The 21738-nt window shown below is 65.9% G+C and carries 21 protein-coding genes; 7 read left to right on the top strand and 14 right to left on the bottom strand.

Annotated features, from left to right (window positions below; genetic code table 11):
- Positions 1-91: 91 nt before the first annotated feature.
- Both VH499_RS20805 and VH499_RS20800 read left to right on the top strand, forming a co-directional pair.
- A complete protein-coding gene (locus VH499_RS20805) occupies positions 92-793 on the top strand; it encodes a CoA transferase subunit A (RefSeq protein ID WP_332054672.1) in 702 nt (233 codons plus the stop codon).
- A gap of 11 nt (positions 794-804) precedes the next feature.
- Entirely contained in the window at positions 805-1464 is a 660-nt protein-coding gene (locus VH499_RS20800; protein ID WP_332054671.1) for a CoA transferase subunit B, read from the top strand.
- A 12-nt stretch (positions 1465-1476) separates the two neighbouring features.
- Here VH499_RS20800 and VH499_RS20795 read toward each other — a convergent pair whose 3' ends face one another.
- From VH499_RS20795 to cobS, 5 genes are all read right to left on the bottom strand, one after another.
- Positions 1477-2163 carry a lipid-binding SYLF domain-containing protein gene (locus tag VH499_RS20795; RefSeq protein WP_332054670.1) on the bottom strand — a complete coding sequence of 229 codons (687 nt, stop codon included), beginning with the start codon at positions 2161-2163 and terminating at the stop codon, positions 1477-1479.
- A gap of 94 nt (positions 2164-2257) precedes the next feature.
- Entirely contained in the window at positions 2258-2827 is a 570-nt protein-coding gene (gene cobU, locus VH499_RS20790) for a bifunctional adenosylcobinamide kinase/adenosylcobinamide-phosphate guanylyltransferase (RefSeq protein WP_332054669.1), read from the bottom strand.
- Complete coding sequence (locus tag VH499_RS20785) at positions 2827-3669, bottom strand: class I SAM-dependent methyltransferase (RefSeq protein WP_332054668.1); 843 nt, start codon at positions 3667-3669, stop codon at positions 2827-2829. The genes cobU and VH499_RS20785 overlap by 1 nt, the downstream gene beginning before the upstream one ends.
- Positions 3666-4340, bottom strand: a complete 675-nt coding sequence (locus tag VH499_RS20780; protein WP_332054667.1) for a histidine phosphatase family protein — start codon at positions 4338-4340, stop codon at positions 3666-3668. Before VH499_RS20780 ends, VH499_RS20785 begins: the two co-directional genes overlap by 4 nt.
- A 37-nt stretch (positions 4341-4377) precedes the next feature.
- Entirely contained in the window at positions 4378-5193 is an 816-nt protein-coding gene (gene cobS / locus VH499_RS20775) for an adenosylcobinamide-GDP ribazoletransferase (protein WP_332054666.1), read from the bottom strand.
- Positions 5194-5226: 33 nt separating this feature from the next.
- Between cobS and cobT the strand changes: the two genes are divergently transcribed.
- Positions 5227-6252: a nicotinate-nucleotide--dimethylbenzimidazole phosphoribosyltransferase gene (cobT, locus tag VH499_RS20770; protein WP_332054665.1), complete on the top strand. Its 1026-nt coding sequence runs from the start codon at positions 5227-5229 to the stop codon at positions 6250-6252.
- Between the two features lie 4 nt (positions 6253-6256).
- Here cobT and VH499_RS20765 read toward each other — a convergent pair whose 3' ends face one another.
- Complete coding sequence (locus tag VH499_RS20765; protein WP_332054664.1) at positions 6257-6817, bottom strand: carboxymuconolactone decarboxylase family protein; 561 nt, start codon at positions 6815-6817, stop codon at positions 6257-6259.
- A 41-nt stretch (positions 6818-6858) separates the two neighbouring features.
- Here VH499_RS20765 and VH499_RS20760 point away from each other — a divergent pair, with 41 nt between their 5' ends.
- Entirely contained in the window at positions 6859-10083 is a 3225-nt protein-coding gene (locus VH499_RS20760) for a hypothetical protein (RefSeq protein WP_332054663.1), read from the top strand.
- 89 nt (positions 10084-10172) lie between these two features.
- The gene (locus VH499_RS20755; RefSeq protein WP_332054662.1) at positions 10173-10994 is read left to right on the top strand and encodes an aldo/keto reductase; all 822 of its coding nucleotides are present in this window, start codon (positions 10173-10175) and stop codon (positions 10992-10994) included.
- A gap of 41 nt (positions 10995-11035) precedes the next feature.
- Here VH499_RS20755 and VH499_RS20750 read toward each other — a convergent pair whose 3' ends face one another.
- The 8 genes from VH499_RS20750 to dinB all read right to left on the bottom strand — a co-directional run bounded on the left by VH499_RS20750 (position 11036) and on the right by dinB (position 19932).
- A complete protein-coding gene (locus VH499_RS20750) occupies positions 11036-11161 on the bottom strand; it encodes an MFS transporter small subunit (protein ID WP_332054661.1) in 126 nt (41 codons plus the stop codon).
- A gap of 13 nt (positions 11162-11174) precedes the next feature.
- Positions 11175-12557 (bottom strand): L-lactate MFS transporter, encoded by a 1383-nt coding sequence (locus VH499_RS20745; RefSeq protein ID WP_332054660.1) that lies wholly within the window; start codon positions 12555-12557, stop codon positions 11175-11177.
- Positions 12558-12672: 115 nt separating this feature from the next.
- Complete coding sequence (locus VH499_RS20740; protein WP_332054659.1) at positions 12673-12897, bottom strand: formate dehydrogenase subunit delta; 225 nt, start codon at positions 12895-12897, stop codon at positions 12673-12675.
- A 3-nt stretch (positions 12898-12900) separates the two neighbouring features.
- Positions 12901-15726, bottom strand: a complete 2826-nt coding sequence (gene fdhF, locus VH499_RS20735; protein ID WP_332054658.1) for a formate dehydrogenase subunit alpha — start codon at positions 15724-15726, stop codon at positions 12901-12903.
- A 9-nt stretch (positions 15727-15735) separates the two neighbouring features.
- Positions 15736-17274: a formate dehydrogenase beta subunit gene (locus tag VH499_RS20730; RefSeq protein WP_332054657.1), complete on the bottom strand. Its 1539-nt coding sequence runs from the start codon at positions 17272-17274 to the stop codon at positions 15736-15738.
- Positions 17271-17738, bottom strand: a complete 468-nt coding sequence (locus VH499_RS20725) for a formate dehydrogenase subunit gamma (protein WP_332054656.1) — start codon at positions 17736-17738, stop codon at positions 17271-17273. Before VH499_RS20725 ends, VH499_RS20730 begins: the two co-directional genes overlap by 4 nt.
- A gap of 210 nt (positions 17739-17948) precedes the next feature.
- The gene (locus tag VH499_RS20720; RefSeq protein ID WP_332054655.1) at positions 17949-18839 is read right to left on the bottom strand and encodes a LysR family transcriptional regulator; all 891 of its coding nucleotides are present in this window, start codon (positions 18837-18839) and stop codon (positions 17949-17951) included.
- 13 nt (positions 18840-18852) lie between these two features.
- Positions 18853-19932: a DNA polymerase IV gene (gene dinB, locus VH499_RS20715; protein WP_332054654.1), complete on the bottom strand. Its 1080-nt coding sequence runs from the start codon at positions 19930-19932 to the stop codon at positions 18853-18855.
- Between the two features lie 110 nt (positions 19933-20042).
- On the opposite strand from dinB, the gene VH499_RS20710 reads away from it, so the two are divergent.
- A complete protein-coding gene (locus tag VH499_RS20710) occupies positions 20043-21413 on the top strand; it encodes an acyclic terpene utilization AtuA family protein (RefSeq protein WP_332054653.1) in 1371 nt (456 codons plus the stop codon).
- A partial coding sequence (locus tag VH499_RS20705) for a DUF4387 domain-containing protein (RefSeq protein ID WP_332054652.1) occupies positions 21410-21738 on the top strand: 329 nt, incomplete at its 3' end. The genes VH499_RS20710 and VH499_RS20705, both read left to right, overlap by 4 nt.

Below are 21738 nucleotides of genomic sequence, written 5' to 3'. Positions count from 1 at the left end.
ATGACTCTGTTGCCCTTGACCCCTCCGTCGCCGTATGACGGCGGCACCTCCGCTTCGCGGACTCCGCAAAGGGGAGGAACATGAGGGTGTGATGGCGAACAAGGTCTTCAAGGATGCCAAGTCGGCGCTCGAGGGTACGCTGACCGACGGCATGACACTGATGTGCGGCGGCTTCGGGCTGGTCGGCATTCCCGACAAGCTGATCCGCGCCGTACAGGAGTCCGGGGTCAAGAACTTGACCTGCGTCAGCAACAATGCCGGCATCGACGGCGAGGGGCTCGGCCTGCTGCTGGAGACCGGACAGGTCAAGCGAATGATCTCATCGTACGTCGGCGAGAACAAAACCTTCGCCAAGCTGTACCTGGAGGGCAAGCTCGAGATCGAGTTCAACCCGCAAGGCACGCTGGCCGAGCGCTGCCGCGCCGGCGGCGCGGGCATTCCCGCCTTCTACACCAAGACCGGCGTCGGCACCGAGGTGGCCAAGGGCAAGGAGACCAGGGTGTTCGACGGCCACGAATACGTCATGGAACGCGGCCTCTACGGCGACGTGGCGCTGGTGAAGGCGTGGAAGGGCGACACCGCGGGCAACCTCGTCTACCGGAAGGCGGCGCGGAACTTCAATCCGATGATGGCGACGGCCGCGAAGATGTGCATCGCCGAGGTCGAGGAGCTGGTGCCGGTGGGCGCCATCGATCCCGACCACGTCCACACGCCCGGCATCTTCGTGAAGCGCATCATCTGCGGTGCGCCCTACGACAAGAAGATCGAGCAACGCACCATTCGCAAGGCTTAGGAGACCTGACCATGGCCTGGACCCGCGATCAGATGGCGGCGCGCGCCGCCAAGGAACTGAAGGACGGCTTCTACGTCAATCTCGGCATCGGCATCCCGACGCTGGTCTCCAACTACGTGCCGGAAGATGTCGACATCACGCTGCAGAGCGAGAACGGCATGCTGGGCGTCGGCCCCTTCCCGCTCGACAACGAGGTCGATCCCGACATCATCAATGCCGGCAAGCAGACCGTGACAGAGGTGAAGGGCACAGCCTATTTCAGTTCGGCCGACAGCTTCGCCATGATCCGTGGCGGCCACATCGATCTTTCGATCCTGGGCGCGATGGAAGTGGCCGACAACGGCGACCTCGCCAACTGGATGATCCCCGGCAAGGTGGTGAAAGGCATGGGCGGCGCGATGGACCTCGTCGCCGGCGTCAAGCGCGTCATCGTCCTCATGGAGCACGTCTCCAAGGACGGTCAGTCGAAGCTCCTGCAGCAATGCTCCCTGCCGCTCACCGGGCGGCGAGTGGTCGACATGGTGGTGACGGAGCTCGGCGTGTTCGACGTCGACAAGAAGGGCAACGACGGCGTGACGCTGCGTGAGCTCGCCGACGGGGTCACCGTCGACGAGGTCAAGGGCAAGACGAAAGCCAGGCTCGCCATCGGCGCCGGCCTGAAGGCCGCCTGACGGCGAGGCGCCCTACCACTTCGCCAGGAACTGGCGCAGCGGCTCGGCCCCCGGATTGGTGTAGCGCCGGTCGATGACGATCGACCGGCCGGTTGCGCCGGGACCGTAGTAGAGGGCGTTCCAGTCGTTGTCGGCGTCGATATAGGAGCCTTCGAGCGAGGCGCCCGCAAACAGGCCGTTGGAACTCGCATAAGCCACGATGTCGGTGCCCACGGCGGCCGTGGTCGCCCCTTCGATGCCAGCGCCGACGGCTACCATGGTCACACCGGCCTCGGCACCGAACTTGAACTTCTGGTCCAGGATGGCGTGCAGGCCCTTGTCGGTCAGGATGATGAACACGATCTCCGAGACCTTGCCGCCGATCTGCAGGCCGATGCTGCCCGATCCCATGCCGTAGAAGGCGGGATAGGACCAGTCGTTCGGCCGGTTGCGTGCCAGCAGCGTGCCGCGGCCGCCGGCGGCGCCGAGGATGAAGCCACCCTGGACCAGCTCGGGAATGATCAGCACGGCCTTGGCATTGGCCATGCTCTTGAGCGCATCGGGGAAATCCTTGCCGCTCAAGACCTTCTGCGCCGACGAGAGACACTGGTCGACGAGCGACTGGCGTTTGGCATCGGCGCGGGAAGCGGTGACTCCTGCGAACGGGGCGGCAAAGGCAGCCGCGGTCGTCACCAGGACGGTTCGGCGATCGAGCTTCATCATCTGCTCCTTGGTTGGCGGCCGACGCCGGGGAAGCGCCTCGAGGGGCCACAACGGCGCGATCATAGCACGGTTCGGGGCGGAATTGCGGCCTTCAGGCGCGTCCCACCGGGCGATCCTTGAGCGTCAGAGGCAGGCCCGCCGTCATCAGGATGACGCGGTCGGCCCGCTCGGCCATGCGCATGTTGAGCCGGCCCTGGGCGTCGCGGAAGGAGCGGCCCAGCGCCGTCTCGGGCACGATGCCGAGACCGACTTCGTTACTGACGAAGACCACCGGCGACGTAAGTCCATCGAGACTGCGGACCAGTTCGTCGACCGTGTCATCGATGTCCGCGCCGGCCCGCATGAGGTTCGACAGCCATAGGGTGAGACAATCCACAAGCATCGGCTCGCCGCGTCCGGCGGCCCGCTGGATCGCCTCGCCGAGCTTCAAGGGTTCCTCGACCGTGGTCCACGTCCCACCGCGCCGGGCCCGGTGGGCCATGATCCGGGTTGCCATTTCCATGTCGCCGGCCTGCGCCGTGGCGATATAGACAGCCGCCCGCGGCGTGGCGCCGAACAAGGTTCCGCCCACCAGCTTCTCGGCGTGCGTGCTCTTGCCCGACCGCGCGCCCCCCAGAACGAGGGTGACCGGCGGCAGCGTCAGGGACAGCGTGTGCTCCATCAGCCTGGCTGTGCGCTCACCAGCCAGCACGCGCCGGCCAATCGCACGCCATCGGCGGTCGCATATGGCCGCAGGGCTTCGGCTATGGCCTGTTTCGCCTTGTCGACCTGCGCGGGCTCGGCCTCTCCGAATTGGCGTGACAACGGGCCGAACTTGCCCAGATTGTCGACCACCGCAGGAACGTCGGGGCCGAGCAGAACCGGCCGATCGAGCGGCCGGATGACAAGATCGGCGAAGCCCGCCTCCCGCAGGATGCGCTCGACCCGCGCTTTGTCGCCAAAGGAATATTGGCCCGGATCTTCGGGACCGGGCCGTTCCATCGGCGGCAGGAACGGTGCGGCGGCGCGCATCGGCACCAAGGCCCAGGGATTCTCCTGGGGCCTGCGCCAGCAGAGGAATACCAGACGGCCCGATGGCTTGAGCGCGCGACGAAGATTGCGAAAAGCCGGTACCGGCGCGGCGAAAAACATCACGCCGAAACGTGAGAAGACGAGATCGAGCGCCGAACTTTCGAACGAGAAAGCCGCCGCATCGCCAACCTCGAACACCGCGTTCGGCAAATCTTGCGCGCGCGCCGCCGAGACCAGGACTTCGGAAATGTCCACGCCCAGCACACGTCCGGCTGCGCCAACCGCGTGCGCAAGTTCCGCAGTCGTCTCGCCCGTGCCGCAGCCGACATCGAGGACCTGCTCGCCGGGCCGCGCCGCGGCAGCGGCGAGCACGTCGGCGCTGAAGCCCGCTATGCTCCGCTGGATGCGCTCATAGGACGCGAGCCATGTTTGGCCGCCCGGTCCATTCCAGAAGGCCGCCTGCTCGGCCGCCAGTTCATCGCGCGTCTTCATGCCTTGCTCTCGGCGGCGTGCGCCTTCACCACCTGGCGCGGCATGTAGTTGGTGAAGACGACGCGCCAGGCATGGGCCGGGTCGGCCTGCTCGAAATGCTCGATCAGGGTGATCGAGACGTTCTCGATCTCGAACCGGACGGCCGCCTCGGGATGCATGTTGAAGGCATGGGCAAGGGCGGCCCGGATCGTGCCGCCGTGCGCCGTCGCCACGATATCGCGCCCGCGATACTTCTCGGTGAGAAGCTCGATGCTGCGCACCGTGCGTTCGCGCAAGTCGATGAAGCTCTCGCCGCCGGGCGGCCGCAGCTCCGGCGGTCCGAGCCAGAACAGGTGGTTGTTGCCGTGCTTCTCGGCGATCTCGGCGTAGGTCAGGCCTTGCCACGAGCCGAAGTGCTGCTCGGCGAAGGCCGGATCGATCAGCACCTCGCCGAACTCGGCGCCGAACGCGCCGAGGCATTCGGCCGTCTTGCGCGCCCGCAGCAGATTCGACGAGTACCAGACGGCCCCCTTCGGCAGGAGCGACGCCTGATGCTTGAACAGCGCTTCGTTGCTCACATCGCAATCCTTGTCGGTCTGTCCGTAGCAGCGGCGTTCGGGATTGGGGACCGGCGCGTGGCGGACCCACCACCAGCGCGTGATCGATCCGGTAATCTTGGCTCCCGTTGCCATGGCTGCTCCTCGATGCTGTCCTCGGTCGGTCGCCTTCTTAGTGGGCGATGAGGAGCGCCGCCACCACCAGAAATACGAGTTCTGCCTTTTGCTGGACGGCGCCCAGCGTATCGCCGGTATAGCCGCCGATCCGCTCGGCAATCCAGCGCGAGGCGAACCACGCCGCGGCAATCGCCGCGATAGGAGCCAGGATCGCGGCAAAGAACCCTTTGCCGATCAACAGCACGAAAGCCAGCACCGCGCCGATGCCGATCGTCAGCCAGACATCGTTGTCGGTGGGCTTGCCGGCCTGCGCGCCCAGGCCATCCTGGTGCACCGGGGCATAGGCCAGCAGCGGGTACGCCAGCACAGCGCGTGACAGGGCGTGTGCGGCAATCAGCACGACGAGGCCGGTGCCGGCCGCGAACTGCGCGAGACAAGCGACCTTGATCAACACCGAGAGCGCCAGCGCCAGCACGCCAAACGTGCCGTTGCGGCTGTCGCGCATGATCTCGAGTCGCCGCGGCGGCTCCAATGCATGCGGTCCCAGCCCGTCCGCCGTGTCGGCAAGGCCGTCCTCGTGCAGGGCACGCGTGATCAGGACGGCTGTTCCCACCGCGAGGACGGCCGCAAGCCAGCCGGGCCCATCGATCGAGCGAACGATCCCGAACACCAATCCGGCGGCGAGGCCGATTGCAGCGCCGACGAAAGGCAGGACGGGCAGGACTTCGGCCAGCGGCCATCGCGGCACGCCGGTATCGAACCTGACGCCGGTGAAAAAGGATGCCTGTTCCTTGAAGGCTTGCAGCCAGTCCTCGAAAGACGAGGGACGAACGGGCGAGCCCGGCTCGGGGAACTCGTTGGGGCTGGTCATGGCGGATCAAATATAGGATGGTCCGCGCCCCTGATGAACGCCTCCCCCGCCACTTTCGAGGAAATGCGCCGCATCCTGCGCGACCTGCCGGGACCGGATCTCCCGGCACAGACCGAGATCGTCCGCCGCGAGGCCGAACTCACGAAGCCGCCCGGATCGCTCGGCCGGCTGGAGGAGATCGCGGAATGGCTGGGCTGCTGGCAGGGCCGCGCCCATCCCCGCATCGAGCGGCCACGTATCGCCGTCTTTGCCGGAGCGCATGGCGTCGCGCGTCGCGGCGTCTCCGCCTACCCGCCGGAAGTCACGCAGCAGATGGTGCACAATTTCCTGAAAGGCGGCGCCGCCATCAATCAGCTCTCCGCCGCCATCGATGCCGATTTGCGCATCTACGAGCTCGATCTCGATCATCCCACCGAGGATTTCACCCAGGCGCCCGCGATGAGCGCGGCGCGCGCGGCCAAGGCGATGGCGTACGGCATGATGGCGGCCGAGCCCGGCATCGACGTGCTCTGCCTCGGCGAAATGGGCATCGCCAACACGACCAGCGCCGCGGCACTCTGCGCCGCGCTGTTCGGTGGAACGGGCGGCGACTGGGCAGGCCCCGGTACCGGGGTGAGCGGGTCGGCGCTCGCGCACAAGATCGCGGTGATCGACGAAGCGCTCGTCCGCCACAAGCGGACGATCGACGAGCACGATCCGCTGGCGCTTCTGGCCACGCTCGGCGGCGAGGAATTCGCGGCCCTTGCCGGCGCGGTGCTGGCCGCCCGCGTCGGCCGCATCCCGGTACTTCTCGACGGTTATGCCTGCACTGCCGCGGCCGCGGTGCTCTTTGCCCTGGACCGCCGGGCGCTCGACCACTGCCGGGTCGCCCATCGCTCCGCCGAACCCGGCCATGGGCGCCTGCTTGCGGCCATCGGCCAGCGGCCACTGCTCGAACTGGATATGCGGCTGGGCGAGGCTTCAGCAGCAGCGCTCGCCGTGCCGATCCTCAAGGCGGCGGCCGCCTGCCACAACGGCATGGCCACCTTCGCCGAGGCGGGCGTCAGCGGGAAGGCGTGAGCTTCTACGCCTTTGCCTTCGCCGCCGGAAGGAAGTCGTCGAGCGGGACGCCGAAGCTGTTGAGTGCCCAGGAGACGAGGTTGTACTGGCCGACGGTGAACACGGCGTCGATGAGCTGCTCGGAGGAGTAGCTCCCGGCGAGAATGGCCCAGGTCGCGTCGGAAACGACGGAATTCTCATAAAGATCGTCGACCGCCTGGATCAGCGCGGCCTCCTTCTCGCTCCAGCCAGCCGCCCTCGGCCCTTCCTTGATCCGGGCGACATCGGCATCGCTCAGCCCGCCGCGCCGGGCGATCAGTTCGTGTTGCGCGAACTCGTACGCGGCCTGGTTCAGCCAGCCGATCCGCAGGATCAGGAGCTCGCGGTCGCGGAACGGCAGCGTCTGCTTGCTGAGAATGTGCCCGGCAAAAGGCGTCCACCGCTTCACCAGCTTGGGGTGGTGCGCAAGGACCCTGAAGACGTTGAAGATACGGCCGCCCATGGTGTTCTTCTCGATCGCCTCGCGATCCTCTGGCGCCAAGGTCGAAAGATCGCGCATCGAAAGACGCTGTTTGCGCTCGATCATCGTGTTACCTCCTGGTGCAGAGCGTAACATGGCGGCGTCGCATGTCCTTCTCCCTCCATAGACGCCGCGTGCTGGCGGCGGGGACCGCCCTCGCAACAAGTCCTGCGGCGGTGCGAGCACAGATGCGCGAGGACAGGCTCGACATCACCATCGCCGAGACGGCGACTATAGACGGCCGGCACTGGGACACGCCGATCGTCGGCGGCAACACTTTCGATGCGGTCCATCGCTCCGTGCTGCTGCGTTTCCCGACCGCCGGCGACGACATCGGTGCTTTCCTGCGCGCCGGTCGAATCCTGATCCATGCCGAGCTGTCGCTCGGTTATGGCGGCTACGAGATCGTGCCGGAGGGCTATACCTGCCGCGACCAGCTGGGACGTCAGATCTGGAGCGACAATCCGCCGAGCTGGCATGTCGCGGCCTTTCCGCTGCGCCAGGCCTGGATTGCCGATCGCGATCGCGGACCCACCTTCAACGCCAGCGCGAACGGCTTGCGCTATTGGCGCCGTTTCGGCGCCACGGACGACGAGCACGACCGCGTGTTCGGCGTCGTCGAGCCGCAGGAGCTTTCGATCTATGTCCGCGAGGCACGCTTCGACATCACGCGGTTGCTCGCGACCGCCGTCATCGAGCGCGACGTCGGCGCGCGGTTGCGCTGGCTCGAGGACCGCGGCCTCCTCCTGCGCAAGGTCGAGACCTACGACTCGCGCTATCGCGAAGCAGGCAATGCCTATGAATGGGCGATGCCCACAGGCGGCCATGGGCTGACCTTCACGGCGCCGCATCTGATCGTTACCGGTCGGCGAACGAATGGCGCCGTCTCGCTCGTCGTTCCCCCTCCCTTCAAGACGACACGGGAGGCCGGCAAACCGGACCACTCGCAGCCCAGTGCCGTCATGCCGACGGCGGAGCAGGTGGCCGAACGCGGCAGAGCTGCCGCTCAAGTTCGAGGCGACCGTCCGGATTGGCAGATCAGGCATGTCGCCGAGCTGCGCCGCGTCGGCGGGGACAATGTGACCCCTCTTGCCAATACGCGGGATGGCGAGGGCTACAAGGACTATCTCGATCGCCTCCGCCTGCTGATGGCCATGCCGCCGCGCTACTGGGTGGGATGGGAGATCGAGGACTATCTCCTGATCTGGTACCTGTTGCGCGACCTGCTGCCTGCACCGGTGCAGGATCACCTGAAAGCGTACTGGCAGGCCTGGCTGCAGCCCGACCTGCCGACCGACGCGTTCGTTCATCCCCAGAGCGCAAATGCACTCGACTACTGGAAGCGCAATCACGACTGGCGGGGCCGCGCCTCGTTCTTCCGCGACGGCTACAACTTCGCGGTCAGCACCCAGAACTTCAATCACACCGCGGCGATGGGGGCGCTGCTGGGCGGCGCCGTGATCGATTCGGCGCATGCGATGGCTGACGGCCGCCATGGACTCGAGACGCTGTTGCTGCGCTTCTGGGGCTTCCTGGACGGCAGCACGCAGGAGATCCTCGACCACTACTATCTTTCGATCACCCTCAGCGGGCAGAAGATGTTCGCCGACTTCGCGCCCACCGCCATGGATCGGCTGATGGGCCGCATTCTGGTGGACCGCACCATGGAGATGCTGATCACGCTCTACCACCCGGCCTTGCGTCGCTGCGTGTCGTCGTCCAATCGCGCACGGCTCTCGGGCGTGCTCGTCGAACAGGACGGCATCTATGGCGCGCTGCACGCGGTCTCGAAGGAAGGCGCAGTGAAGTATGCCGAGCGCCCGGCGGATGCAAAGGTCCGGGGCATGCCTGTCTGGGGCTACGACGTTCCGCCCGGCCGCGTGGCGATGCAGAGCCTGCATCAACCATGGGCGCCCTTCTGGGTTGCGGGCCTGGTCGATGACAAACCCGTGCCGTTCGAGGAAACGTCGGCCGACACGAATCGCCGTCTGTTCGAGCCGCCGTTGTGGCGGCGCAGCTTCCTGGGCCGCTGGCACGGGCTTGCCAGCACGGACATCCGCGGCGGGACGATCGATGTCCTCGGCCAATGGGTACGTACGCCCCGAAGATCGACAACGCTGGAGGATCTCGGCACGCTGACGGTGCTCTATGCGGCGAACCAGCCCGACCTCGCGACCACGCATGAAGGGGTTCTCCGGCAGGCCGGCCTGACTCTCACCTACCAGAGTCGCAATCGCGCCATCGTGTTTGCCAAGCCGCATACCAACCGCGATCGGCTGACAGCGGCGATCGACAAGGAGGGACTGTCGCGGCTGGCGACGGTGATCGGGCTCTGGAACTTCGCTGCGACGAAGGACTGGGAGGTCTATGCCGACAATCGCAGACTCGACTCGTTTCCTGCGCGGCTGACCGGCAAGCAGCGGATCCTGATCCGTGATGGGGTCGCCTATCTCGCCATCCTGCCCCTGCCGGCGGCCGATCTCGGCCGCGACGCCGAGATCGAGATCGGGCCTGGTGGCGATGGCAAGGCCGATCCGACGCAGGCCGATATCGCGCCCGCACTGATCATCTCGATCTTCAATCTGAAGCGCGACAGGCCCGTTGCCATCTCCGAACTCGACCTCGACGTGATCACGACACGCACCTATGGCGGCTTCGTGCTTGAAATGGGCGATGCCGACCAGCATGGCAGCTTCGAAGCCTTTGCCAGACACATGGAGCCCAACGAGCTCGCTACGGCCTGGCACCACGAGCGTCGGGTCATGGAGGTGTCGTACCGCAGCGGCGGCGATTTGATGGAAGCGGGCTTCGGCACCGACTTCGCGCAACCCGCCGAACGTCATTTCGTGGTCGATCCTGGCCAGCAAAGGCAGGCCATTCCCTACCGCCGGCTGAACGGCACATGGCCCTATCTGCCGGCCGGCCTCGAACGCGACACGACTTGGGCCCAGCAAGGGACGACCGGGCGTCTGGAAAAGAACGGCGCCCGGCTCACGACCGAGCCGGGCCGCAAATCATATCTTCTCAGCGATCCGATGAGCGGCGCCGTGGTCGGCTACAATCCGCTGCCCGATCCGCAGGCCTTTGCCCTTTCGACGCGCGACGGGGTCACCTTGCAGGCTGACGGCAGGGTCGGCCTGTTGCGCGCGGAGTATCGGCCCTGGCTCCATGAATTCGACATCGCTCACACCTTGAAGGCTGACCAGCGACCTCAGGACTTCGCACAAACGTTCAGCGTCGCTGGCCTCGATGCGCCGCCGCGGGTTACGGTCAACGGCCGCCGCATCGACTGTCGAAAACTCGGCAACGTCTTCCAGTTCGCCGCCTTGTAGCCCAGATGCCTCTGACGCGCGCAGCCTTCCTCCAGTTCGCCGGCGCCGCGGCCGTCCTCAGCACCGCCGCCGCGCAGACAGGAGTCCGCATGCAACGACGCAAGATCCCCTCCACGGGCGAGGAACTTCCCGTTGTCGGTTGCGGCACGTGGCAGACCTTCGATGTCGGCCCGGGCGCCGCCGAACGGGTGCCGCTCGGCGACGTGCTTCGCGTATTGTTCGATTCAGGCGGCTCGGCGATCGACAGTTCGCCGATGTACGGCCGAGCCGAGGGTGTCGTGGGCGACCTGCTGGCCCAGTCCGACAGTCGCGACAGGGCGTTCCTCGCCACCAAGGTCTGGACTACCGGCCGGCAAGCGGGCATCGACCAGATGCAGCGATCGATGAGGCTGTTGCGCACCGAACGGATCGATCTGATGCAGATCCACAACCTGGTCGACTGGCAGACTCATCTGCCGACCCTGCAGGACTGGAAGAAGGCCGGCCGCATCCGGTTGATCGGCGTCACCCACTACACCGAGGGCGCGCACGACACGGTGCTGGCCGTCCTGCAGCGCGCCAGGCTCGACTTCCTGCAGATCGATTATGCGATCGACGATCGCCATGCCGAGCGGCGGCTGCTGCCCTTTGCACGCGACAACGGCATCGCCGTGATGATCAACCAGCCGTTCGGCGGCGGCGGGCTGCTGCGCAAGCTTTCGGGACGGAAGCTGCCCGACTGGGCCGGCGAGATCGGCTGCACGAGCTGGGCACAGATCCTGTTGAAGTTCGTGCTCGCCAATCCGGCGGTGACCTGCGTCATCCCAGGCACCAGCAAACCCGATCATATGCGCGACAATGCGCACGCCGGGGTCGGCTCGCTTCCCGACGCGACCCTGGTCAAGCGGATGGCGAACGAGATCGCCGGCTGAAAGAAGAACCCCGGCGAGCGCGCCGCCGGGGTTCGACTTGACTATTGAAAGAGTTTCATCGCGTTCTCGAGCGTCTTCAAGACCCCCCAGACGAGGGGAATGCCGACGAAACCCCAGGCCAGCACCAGGTACAGCGTGGTGGCGCCGTTTTCGTTCGCGTTGCTCATAGGACGCCTCCCTCTAGGCCCGCGCGCCGGCGACGGACGCCTGGGCGGATTCCTGTTCCGACTTCATGTGATAGCGATCGTGCACGGCTCTCACCAGCGCGTTGCAGATGAAGCCGATCACCAGCAGGCCGGCCATGATGTACATGGTCGTGTTGTAGGCCTGCGCCTTCGGCACTCCACTGTCGATCTGGTACTGGCGGATGTAGTTCACCAGCACCGGGCCGAAGATGCCCGCCGCCGACCAGGCGGTGAGCAGCATGCCGTGGATGGCCCCGACATAGCGCGTGCCAAACATGTCCTTGAGGTAGGCAGGCACGGTGGAGAAGCCTCCGCCGTACATGCTGATGATGACCACGAAGCAGAGCACGAACAGCGTCACGCTGCCGATCGCCCCCGTGTGCGGCACGAGGATGTAGAGCACCGTCCCGATCACGAAGAAGCAGTAGTAGGTGTTCTTGCGACCGATCAGGTCGGAGGTCGAGGCCCAGAAGAAGCGGCCGAGCATATTGAACAGGCTGATAAGCCCGACGAAGCCCGCCGCCGCGACCGGCGTAACCCGGCCCGGAAACATCTCCTGGCTCATGGCGGAGGCCTGGCCGAGAACGCCGATGCCGGCTGTCACGTTGAGGCAAAGCACCCACCAGATCAGCCAGAACTGGGGTGTCTTCAGCGCATCGTAGACATAGACATCGTTCTTGGTGATGAGCTTCTGCGCCACGGCCGGCGGCGTGTAGCCGGCCGGCAGCCAGCCCGGCGCGGGCACACGCACGATGGCCGCGCCGACCATCGTGAAGACGAAGTAGATGCAGCCCAACGCGATGAACGTCTCGGCGACGCCGACATGGGTCGGGGTCGAGAACTTCTGCATCAGCCAGACCGACAGGGGCGAGGCTATGAAGGCACCGCCGCCGAAGCCCATGATCGCCATGCCGGTGGCCATGCCGGGCCGGTCGGGGAACCATTTGATCAGCGTCGACACGGGCGAGATATAGCCGATGCCAAGGCCGATGCCGCCGAGCACGCCATAGCCCAGATAGATCAGCCAGAGCTGGTGGGCGTACACACCCACCGCCGACAGCAGGAAGCCGACGCTCCAGCACAGGCCAGCCGTGAACATGGCGCGGCGGGGCCCGCCGTCTTCGACCCACCGCCCGAATACCGCCGCCGAGAGTCCGAGAAAGACGATGGCGATCGAGAAGATCCAGCCGAGTTCGGTGAGCTTCCAATCGTCGGGCGCAGACTTGCTGATGCCGATCAGCTTGGTCATCGGCAGGTTGAAGACGCTGAAGGCATAGGCCTGGCCGATACACAGATGGATGCACAGGGCCGCCGGTGGCACCAGCCACCGGCTGAAGCCGGGTCTGGCGACGGTCCGCTCACGGTCGAGAAAGCTCATGGGCAGTCTCCTCTGCGATTGGATGGAGGACACACTCTCAGGCTCGACGGCCTTGCGGCCATCGCTCTTTCGACGACTGTCATTCCCGCTTCTCCCAGATCGGTTCGTTCGTTGCTTACTTATGTGCTCCCGCCTCCTTGAGCCGGCGGACGGCCTGGCGGACGGAATCGTCGAGACCCGCTCCACCCTTCTCCAGATGCGCGACGATTGCGGCGCGCATGCGTGGATCCCAGAACTTCTTAAGATGATCGGCGATGGCGGCGACCGGATCGGCTCCCCGCTGCGGCATAAAGAACTTGCCGATCTGGTTGGCCATCATCACGAGCTTGTCGTCGGACATGGCCTATTCTGCCGCCACTTTGGCGATGCGGCGGCTGTGGCGAGCCTGCTGCTCGTACTCGCGCTGCCAGTCGCTCGGGCCATTGGAGGGCGAAACCTGCACCGCGGTGACCTTGTATTCCGGGCAATTGGTGGCCCAGTCGGAATATTCCGTGGTGACGACGTTGGCCTGGGTCTCGGGGTGATGGAAGGTTGTGTAGACCACGCCCGGCGCGACACGGTCCGTGATGCGTGCCCTGAGCGTCGTGCCGCTGATGCGACTTTCGAGCCTGACCCAGTCGCCCTCGCGCACGCCGCGCTGCTCGGCATCGTGGGGATGGATCTCCAGCACATCCTCGTGATGCCACACGACGTTGTCGGTGCGCCGCGTCTGGGCGCCGACATTGTATTGGCTGAGGATGCGGCCGGTGGTGAGGAGGAGCGGGAAGCGCGGACCGGTGCGCTCGTCGGTCGCCACGTACTCGGTGACCATGAAGTTGCCCTTGCCACGGACGAACCCGCCGATATGCATGACCGGCGTGCCTTCCGGCGCCTTCTCGTTGCACGGCCACTGGACGGAGCCGAGCCGATCGATCAGATCGAAGGAAACACCGGCGAAAGTCGGGGTGAGCCGGGCGATCTCGTCCATGACCTCGGACGGATGGCCGTAGTGCATCTCGAAGCCCATCGCCTTCGAGATGGCGAGGGTGATCTCCCAGTCGGCCATGCCGTTCTTCGGGTCCATGACCTTGCGTACGCGGTTGATGCGCCGTTCGGCGTTCGTGAACGTGCCGTCCTTCTCGAGGAAGGTCGAGCCAGGCAGGAAGACGTGCGCGTAGTTCGCCGTCTCGTTCAGGAACAGGTCCTGCACCACGACACATTCCATCGCAGCGAGCGCGGCGGCGACATGCTTGGTGTCCGGATCGGACTGCAGGATGTCCTCGCCCTGCACGTACAGGCCCTTGAAGGTACCCTCGACGGCCGCATCGAACATGTTGGGGATGCGCAGCCCGGGTTCGGCATCGAGCTTGCGGCCCCACAGCGCCTCGAAGCTGCCGCGCATGGCATCGTCGGAGATATGCCGGTAGCCGGTGAGCTCGTGCGGGAAGGAGCCCATGTCGCACGAGCCCTGGACATTGTTCTGGCCGCGCAACGGATTCACCCCGACGCCGGGCCGGCCGATATTGCCGGTCGCCATGGCAAGGTTGGCGAGCCCCATGACGGCGGTCGTGCCCTGGCTGTGCTCGGTAACGCCGAGGCCGTAGTAGATCGCGGCATTGCCGCCGCCGGCGTAGAGCCGCGCCGCCTCGCGGATCGCTTCCGCAGGAACTCCCGAGATCACGCTGACGGTCTCGGGGCTGTTCTTGGGATCGGCCACGAACGCGGCCCAGTAGTCGTAGGCGTCGCGGTCGCAGAACCGGCGCACGAACTCTTCGTCGGCCAGTCCCTCGGTCACGATCACATGGGCCAGCGCATTCAGAACGGCAGCGTTCGTGCCCGGCCGCAATGCCAGGTGATGGTCGGCCTTCACATGCGGCGTGCGCACGAGATCGATGCGGCGCGGATCGATCACGATCAGCCGCGCACCCTGACGAAGCCGCTTCTTCATGCGCGAGGCGAAGACGGGATGGGCGTCGGTCGGATTGGCACCGATCACCAGGATGACGTCGCTCTGTTCGACAGAATCGAAGTCCTGCGTGCCGGCCGAAGTGCCGAAGGTCGTCTTGAGGCCGTAGCCGGTCGGCGAGTGGCAGACGCGCGCGCAGGTATCGACGTTGTTGTTGCCGAAGCCGCCGCGGACCAGCTTCTGCACCAGATACGTCTCCTCGTTGGTGCAGCGCGAGGAGGTGATGCCGCCAATCGCGAGGCGGCCGTGCTGCTGCTGGAGGCGCTTGAACTCGGTGGCGACGCGTTCGATCGCGACGTCCCAACTGACCTCGCGCCACGGCTGGTCGATGCTCTCGCGCATCATCGGCTTCAGGATTCGTTCGCGATGGTTGGCATAGCCCCAGGCGAAGCGGCCCTTGACGCAGGAATGGCCATGGTTGGCCATGCCGCCCTTGTAGGGCACCATGCGCACCAGCTCCTCGCCGCGCATCTCCGCCTTGAAGCTGCAGCCGACCCCGCAATAGGCACACGTCGTCACCACCGAACGCTCGGGTCGGCCCTGCTCGATGACCGATTTCTCGATCAGCGCGTCCGTCGGACAGGCCTGCACGCAGGCGCCGCAGGAGACGCATTCGGAGCTCAGGAAATCGTCGCCGAGCGCACCGGCAGCGACCTTGGAGGCGAAGCCACGGCCCTGGATGGTCAGAGCGAACGTGTTCTGGACCTCGTCGCAGGCCCGTACGCAACGCGAGCAGACGATGCACTTGGCCGGGTCGAACACGAAATAGGGGTTCGACTCGTCTTTTGCCTCCAGGAGGTGGTTGGCACCCTCGTGGCCGTATCGTACCTCGCCGAGGCCGACTGCATTGGCCGTCTCCTGCAAGTCACCGTCGGCGGATCCGGTCGGATGGTCCGAGAGATAAAGTTCCATCACGCCGCGCCTGATCTGTTGCAGCCGCTCGGTCCGGGTCGCCACCACCATGTCCGCCGCCACCGGCGTCGTGCACGAGGCCGGAGTGCCGCCACGGCCCGCGATTTCGACCAGGCACAGGCGACAAGAACCGAACGCCTCCAACGAATCGGTGGCGCAAAGCTTGGGGATCTCGACGCCGGCCTCGGCGGCGGCACGCATGATGGAGGTCCCGGCAGGCACGGTGACCGCCCGACCATCGATCGTCAGCGTGACCTGCTCGTCGGAATGGCTGGCCGGCGTGCCGTAGTCCGTCTCGACAATGAGTGACATGGCTGTCCTCTAGTCCGCCGCCGCGGCGGCAATCGGCGGGCGATTGAAGTCCTCGGGAAAATGCTTGATGGCGCTCATCACGGGATAGGGCGTGAAGCCGCCCAGCGCGCAGAGCGAGCCGAATTTCAGCGTCTGGCAAAGATCCTCGATCAGGGCGAGATTGGCGGCGCGCCGCTCGCCGCGGATGATCCTGTCCATCGTTTCCATGCCGCGCACCGAGCCCAGTCGGCAGGGCGTGCACTTGCCGCAGGATTCGAGAGCGCAGAATTCGAGGGCGAAGCGCGCCTGGCGCGCCATGTCGACCGAGTCGTCGAACACCACAAGGCCGCCATGGCCGATCAATCCGTCACGGTCGGCATAGGCTTCGTAGTCGTAGGGCGTGTCGAACAGGGCACGCGGGAAATAGGCGCCGAGCGGCCCGCCCGCCTGCACCGCGCGGATCGGCCGGCCGTTGCGTGTGCCGCCGCCGATCTCGTCCACGAGTTCGCCGAGGCTCAGTCCGAACGGTGCCTCGAACAGACCCGCATGTTTGACGTTGCCGGCGAGCTGGATAGGCATCGTGCCGCGCGAGCGGCCGAAGCCAAGCGCCGCATACCCATCGGCTCCATCGGCCAGGATCGCGGGCACTGTGGCGAGCGAGATCGCATTGTTGACGACGGTCGGCTTGCCGAAAAGGCCCTTGTGAGCGGGCAGCGGCGGCTTGGCGCGCACCTGTCCGCGCTTGCCCTCGAGGCTGTCCAGGAGCGACGTCTCCTCGCCGCACACATAGGCACCCGCCCCGACCCGGACTTCGATATCGAACTTCGCTTCCGCGCCCAACAGGCCATCGACCTCGGCGAGCACGATGGCGCGTTCCATGACACGGATCGCGTCGGGGTATTCGGAGCGGATGTAGATGTAGCCCTTGGTCGCGCCGACCGCGAAGCCCGCGATCACCATGCCTTCGATCAGCAGGAAGGGATCGCCCTCCATGATCATGCGATCGGCATAGGTGCCCGAATCGCCCTCGTCGGCGTTGCAGACGACGTATTTCCGGTCCGCCGGCGTATCGGCCACGGTCTTCCATTTGATGCCAGTCGGGAACCCCGCGCCGCCGCGGCCGCGGAGGCCCGACTTCGTGACCTCTTCGATCGTCTTCCCCGCGCCCAGGCTCTTGGCGCGCTCCAGCCCGCGTCCACCGCCATGGGCGCGGTAGTCGCTCGGTGACAGCGGATCGATGATGCCGCAGCGTGCGAAGGTGATGCGGGTCTGGCGCCTCAGAAACGAAAGCTCTTCCGGATGTCCGAGATACAAGGGGTGGCCGGCGCTGAAATCGCCGGCGAAGAGGGTCGGCACATCGCTCGGGGCGACCGGGCCGAACGCGATTCGGCCAGCCGCTGTCTCGACCTCGATCATCGGCTCGAGCCAGAAGAGCCCGCGCGAACCCGTGCGCACGATCTCGATGGCTCGCCCCAGGCGCCCGGCCTCCGTCCCGATGGCCGTCGCCACGCGATCCGCCCCTACTGCACGGGCGGCGGCGTCGCGCGGCACGAACAGGCGCATCGTCATCGCCCGACCTCGAGCGCGATCGCGTCGATCGACGCCTGATCGAGGCGCGCCATCGGCTCGCCGTCGAGCATCCCCGACGGAGCGCAGGCGCACAGCCCGAGGCAATACGTGGCCTCGACCGTGAGCGCTCCGTCGGCCGTAGTCTCACCCCAGGTGACGCCGAAGCGCTTGAGCACCCGTTCGGCCAAGGCCTCGCCGTTCATCGACTGGCAGGCTTCGGCACGGCACAGCTTCAGCATGTGGCGGCCGGCAGGCTGCTGGCGGAAGTCGTGATAGAACGACATCACGCCGTGAACTTCAGCGCGGGTGAGGTTCAACTCGGCGGCAATGAGCCTGACAGCCTCGGTCGGCACGCAGCCAAAAGCGGATTGTACATCGTGGAGGATCGGCAACAGCGCGCCCTCGCGGCCGTCATGGCGACGGACGATCTCCAAGGCCTGCTTCTCGCTCCATGCCGACGCCATCGGCCTGCTCCGTCCCCAAAACGATCTGTTCTACGTGGGCCGTCCCAAGCGGCGTCTGTGACAATGAACGTCCTGGACGAATGTTCTCAATAAAGACGTCTGATGCTGCGATAGAACAATTCTATTGATACATCCGAATAGGTACACCCTAGACTATAGTCTAATACCAGATGTCGTAGTTGAGGACCCACGGCCATCAAGATCTGGGGATCAGGCCAATTCCTTCGCCAGCGACCGCGCTTGCGCGACCAAAGCCGAAACCAGGGTAGTCATTGGCTCCCGCGGCGGCACGACCAATCCGATCTGGTGAACCGCCTCCGGTTCGATAATGGGGATCGAGCGCAATCGTTCCGTGAGCCCCAGCGTCTCGGCGAGCTTCTCCGGCATGACGCTTGCCCAGCGACCCGTCCGGACATGAGAGAAGAGGACGATCATCGAGTTCGATTCGAGCGTGGGCTCGGCCGCGCCGCCGGCCGAATGCAGCAGCTGATCGATGATGCGGCGGTTCTGCATGTCGGGGGTCAGGAGGCAGAGCGGAATCCTGGCGACCTCGGCCCACGTGACGCGGTCGTGGTTGCCAAGCGGGCTCTCGGCCGAGGTGAGCAAGCGATATTGTTCGTTGTAGAGGGGCACGGCCCGCATGCGGCCAAGCGGCTCGTTGTCGATGTAGGTTACGCCCGCATCGACTTCGAGGTTGTCGAGCATCGACAGGACCTCGATCGATGTGCGCGACAGGACGGTGAACTTCACGTTCGGATGGCGCGCGCGATAGGGCGTGGTCAGGGCCGAGACCATGGCGAGTGCCGTGGGGACCGCCGCGATCTTGAGATGACCGCTGAGGCCCTTCTTCAGCGTCTGCACCTCCTGGCGCATGGCCCGGGCATCGCCGACGATGCCTCGGGCCCAGTCGAGGACCCGTTCGCCTTCCGCGGTGAAACCCAGGAAGCGGGAGGTTCGCAGCACCAGCATGACGCCCAGCGTGTCCTCGAGCTGTTTGATACCGGCGGAAAAGGTCGGCTGCGTGACGCCGCATTGCTCGGCCGCCCTGCCGAAGTTGCGTTCACGAGCCAGGGCCAGCAGATATTCGAGCTTGTCGATCATCCCCGCCGCCGTCCTAAAGGCCCAGGGTCAATTGGGGCGGAACGGGCTCGCTGCGCGCCGCCATGTTCGAAAGCGACACGCCCAGCAGGCGTACCCTCTTCTCGAGGGGAAAGATCGTGCGCACCAGTTCCACGCTCGCACGCTCGAGTTCGGCGCGGCTGCCGACCGGCGCCGGCAGGGTGCGGCTGCGCGTGACGATCTGGAAGTCGGCATACTTGACCTTGACCGTGACGGTCCGGCCGGCCACCCCTGTGCGCTCACAGTAGCTCCAGACGTCGTCCAATACCGACAGCACACCCTCCTCGATGTCGACCGGCCGGCCGAGATCCTGCGCAAACGTCGTCTCCGAGCCGACCGACTTGCGCGGCCGGTCGGGCACGACCCGGCGGTCGTCCCGGGCACGGGCGATGGCATGGTAATAGCTGCCAGACTTGCCGAAATACTGCTGCAGGAACTCGAGCGACTGGGCCCTGAGATCGGCGCCGGTATGGATGCCGAGGCGCTTCATCTTGGCCTCGGTCGCGGGGCCGACGCCGTGGAACTTGCCGACCGGCAGGCCTTCGACGAAGGCTGGTCCCTTTTCGGGGCGAATCACGAACTGGCCATTGGGCTTGCGATGGTCGGACGCGAGCTTGGCCAGGAACTTGTTGTAGGAGATGCCGGCCGACGCGGTGAGCCCCGTCTCTTCCACGATGCGGGCCCGGATCTCGCGCGCGATGTCCGAGGCGAGCGGCATGTTCTTGAGGTTGGTCGTGACATCCAGGTAGGCCTCGTCCAGCGACAGCGGCTCCACGAGCGGCGTGTATTCCAGAAAAATGGCACGGATCTGGTGCGACACCTCTTTGTAGACATCGAAGCGCGGCTTCACGAACAGGAGCTCCGGGCACAGCCGGCGCGCCGTCGCTGACGGCATGGCCGAACGCACGCCGAACCGACGCGCCTCGTAGCTTGCCGCCATTACCACGCCGCGCTCGCGACTGCCGCCGACGGCGACCGGCCTGCCGCGCAACGCCGGATCGTCGCGCTGCTCCACGGAGGCGTAGAACGCATCCATATCGAGATGGATGATCTTGCGGATTTCCGCCTCGGCCATGGCCTGGGAGCCTACGATCTTCCGTCGATGCCCTCCAAGCCTTTCAGGGCTTGCGTACGCGGGGCCCCAGCCTCAAAAGCGATGTCGTCCTCCACCACCGAAGGCACGCCATGCCGGCGCCGACCAACGACGAGATCCGCATCCTGACCCCGTCGGGCATGCTGGGCTACGGCTTCCCGATCGATCATCTCAAGCTCGGCCTGGCGCAGCAGCCGCACGCCATCACCATCGATTCCGGCTCGACCGATTCGGGCCCGCAGAAGCTCGGCCTCGGCGAGATGACCTGCAGCCGTGAGGCCTACCTCAAAGACCTCGAGGTGCTGCTCGGCGCGCAGCACGAGGCCAAGGTGCCGCTCCTTGTTTCTTCGGCCGGCGGCGACGGCAGCAACCTCCATGTCGACGCCTTTCGCGACATGATCGCGCAGATCGCCCGCAAGCGCGGCTGGCATTTCAGGCTGGCTATGATCCATGCCGACATCGACAAGGATCACCTCCGCCGCGAGCTGAAAGCAGGCCGGATCGAGCCGCTGGGTCCGGTGCCGCCACTCGATCCGCGCGAGATCGAGGCCGCGACGGTCGTGGTCGCACAGATGGGCGCCGAGCCGTTCCAGAAGGCGCTCGACAGCGACGAAGTCGACGTGATCGTGGGCGGCCGCGCTTACGACCCCTCGCCGACAGCCGCCATAGCGATCCGCGCCGGTTTCGATCCGGCACTCGCCTGGCACATGGGCAAGATCATGGAATGCGGGGCGTTATGCGCCGAGCCAGCGGGGCGCAGTGTCATCGGCTATCTGCGCCGGGACCATTTCGAGATCGAGCCCCTCAATCCAGCGGAACGCTGCACCACCACGTCGGTGGCGGCCCATACGCTGTACGAAAAATCCCATCCGTTCCTGCTCGCGGGGCCCGGCGGCACGCTCGATCTCTCGAACTGCCGCTACGAGCAAGTGACCGACCGTCGGGTGCGCGTTTCCGGCAGTCGCTTCGCCCCGGGCACGCGCTATACCGTGAAGCTCGAAGGCGCCAGGACCGCGGGCTGGCGCAGCATCTTCATCGCCGGCGCCCGCGATCCGATCTTCATCAGTCAGATTGATTCGATCCTCGACAGGGTAATTGCCCAGGCTCGCGCCTATTTCAGCGAGGTGCCGCAGGAGACCTACCGCATCATCCCGCACATCTACGGGAAGAACGGTGTTATGGCCGACCTCGAGCCTGTGAAGGTGCCGGCGCACGAGCTCTGCATCATCGTCGAGGTTGCCGCGGCGACCCAGGCGCTCGCGACCGCGATCTGCGGCAAGCTGCGCACCAGCCTGATGCATGCGCCCTATCCCGGCCGCATCGCCACCGCCGGCAACCTTGCATCGCCTTTCACGCCGCTCGAGATTCCGCTCGGCCAGGCCTGCGAATTCAACGTCTATCACCTGATGACCGTCGACAGCCCGACCGCCCTGTTTCCGATTCGCTATGAGGAGATCTCGTGACAGCCGTTCCGACTCCGCTGCGCGACATCGCCAAGGTCGTGCGCAGCAAGAATGCCGGCCCGTTCGAGATCACTCTCGATATCATCTTCAAGTCGAAGGCAGACTACGAGGCGGTTAAAAGGAGCGGTGTCATCACCCGGGAGCTGGTGTCGAAGCTCTACAACGTGCCGACACAGGCGATCATCACCTTCGGCTTCTTCGACCTCGTCAATGCCGTGAAGATCACGCTGCCGCGGCCACGGGTACAGGGTGGTGTCGGCGAGACCGACATGCACGCCGCGCAACAGCACGTGCCGCTCCAGGAAATCCGCATACCCTGGCCGGC

Source organism: Reyranella sp., assembly GCF_036558665.1.
Lineage (GTDB): Bacteria > Pseudomonadota > Alphaproteobacteria > Reyranellales > Reyranellaceae > Reyranella.
This window is presented reverse-complemented; position numbering and strand designations above follow the sequence as displayed.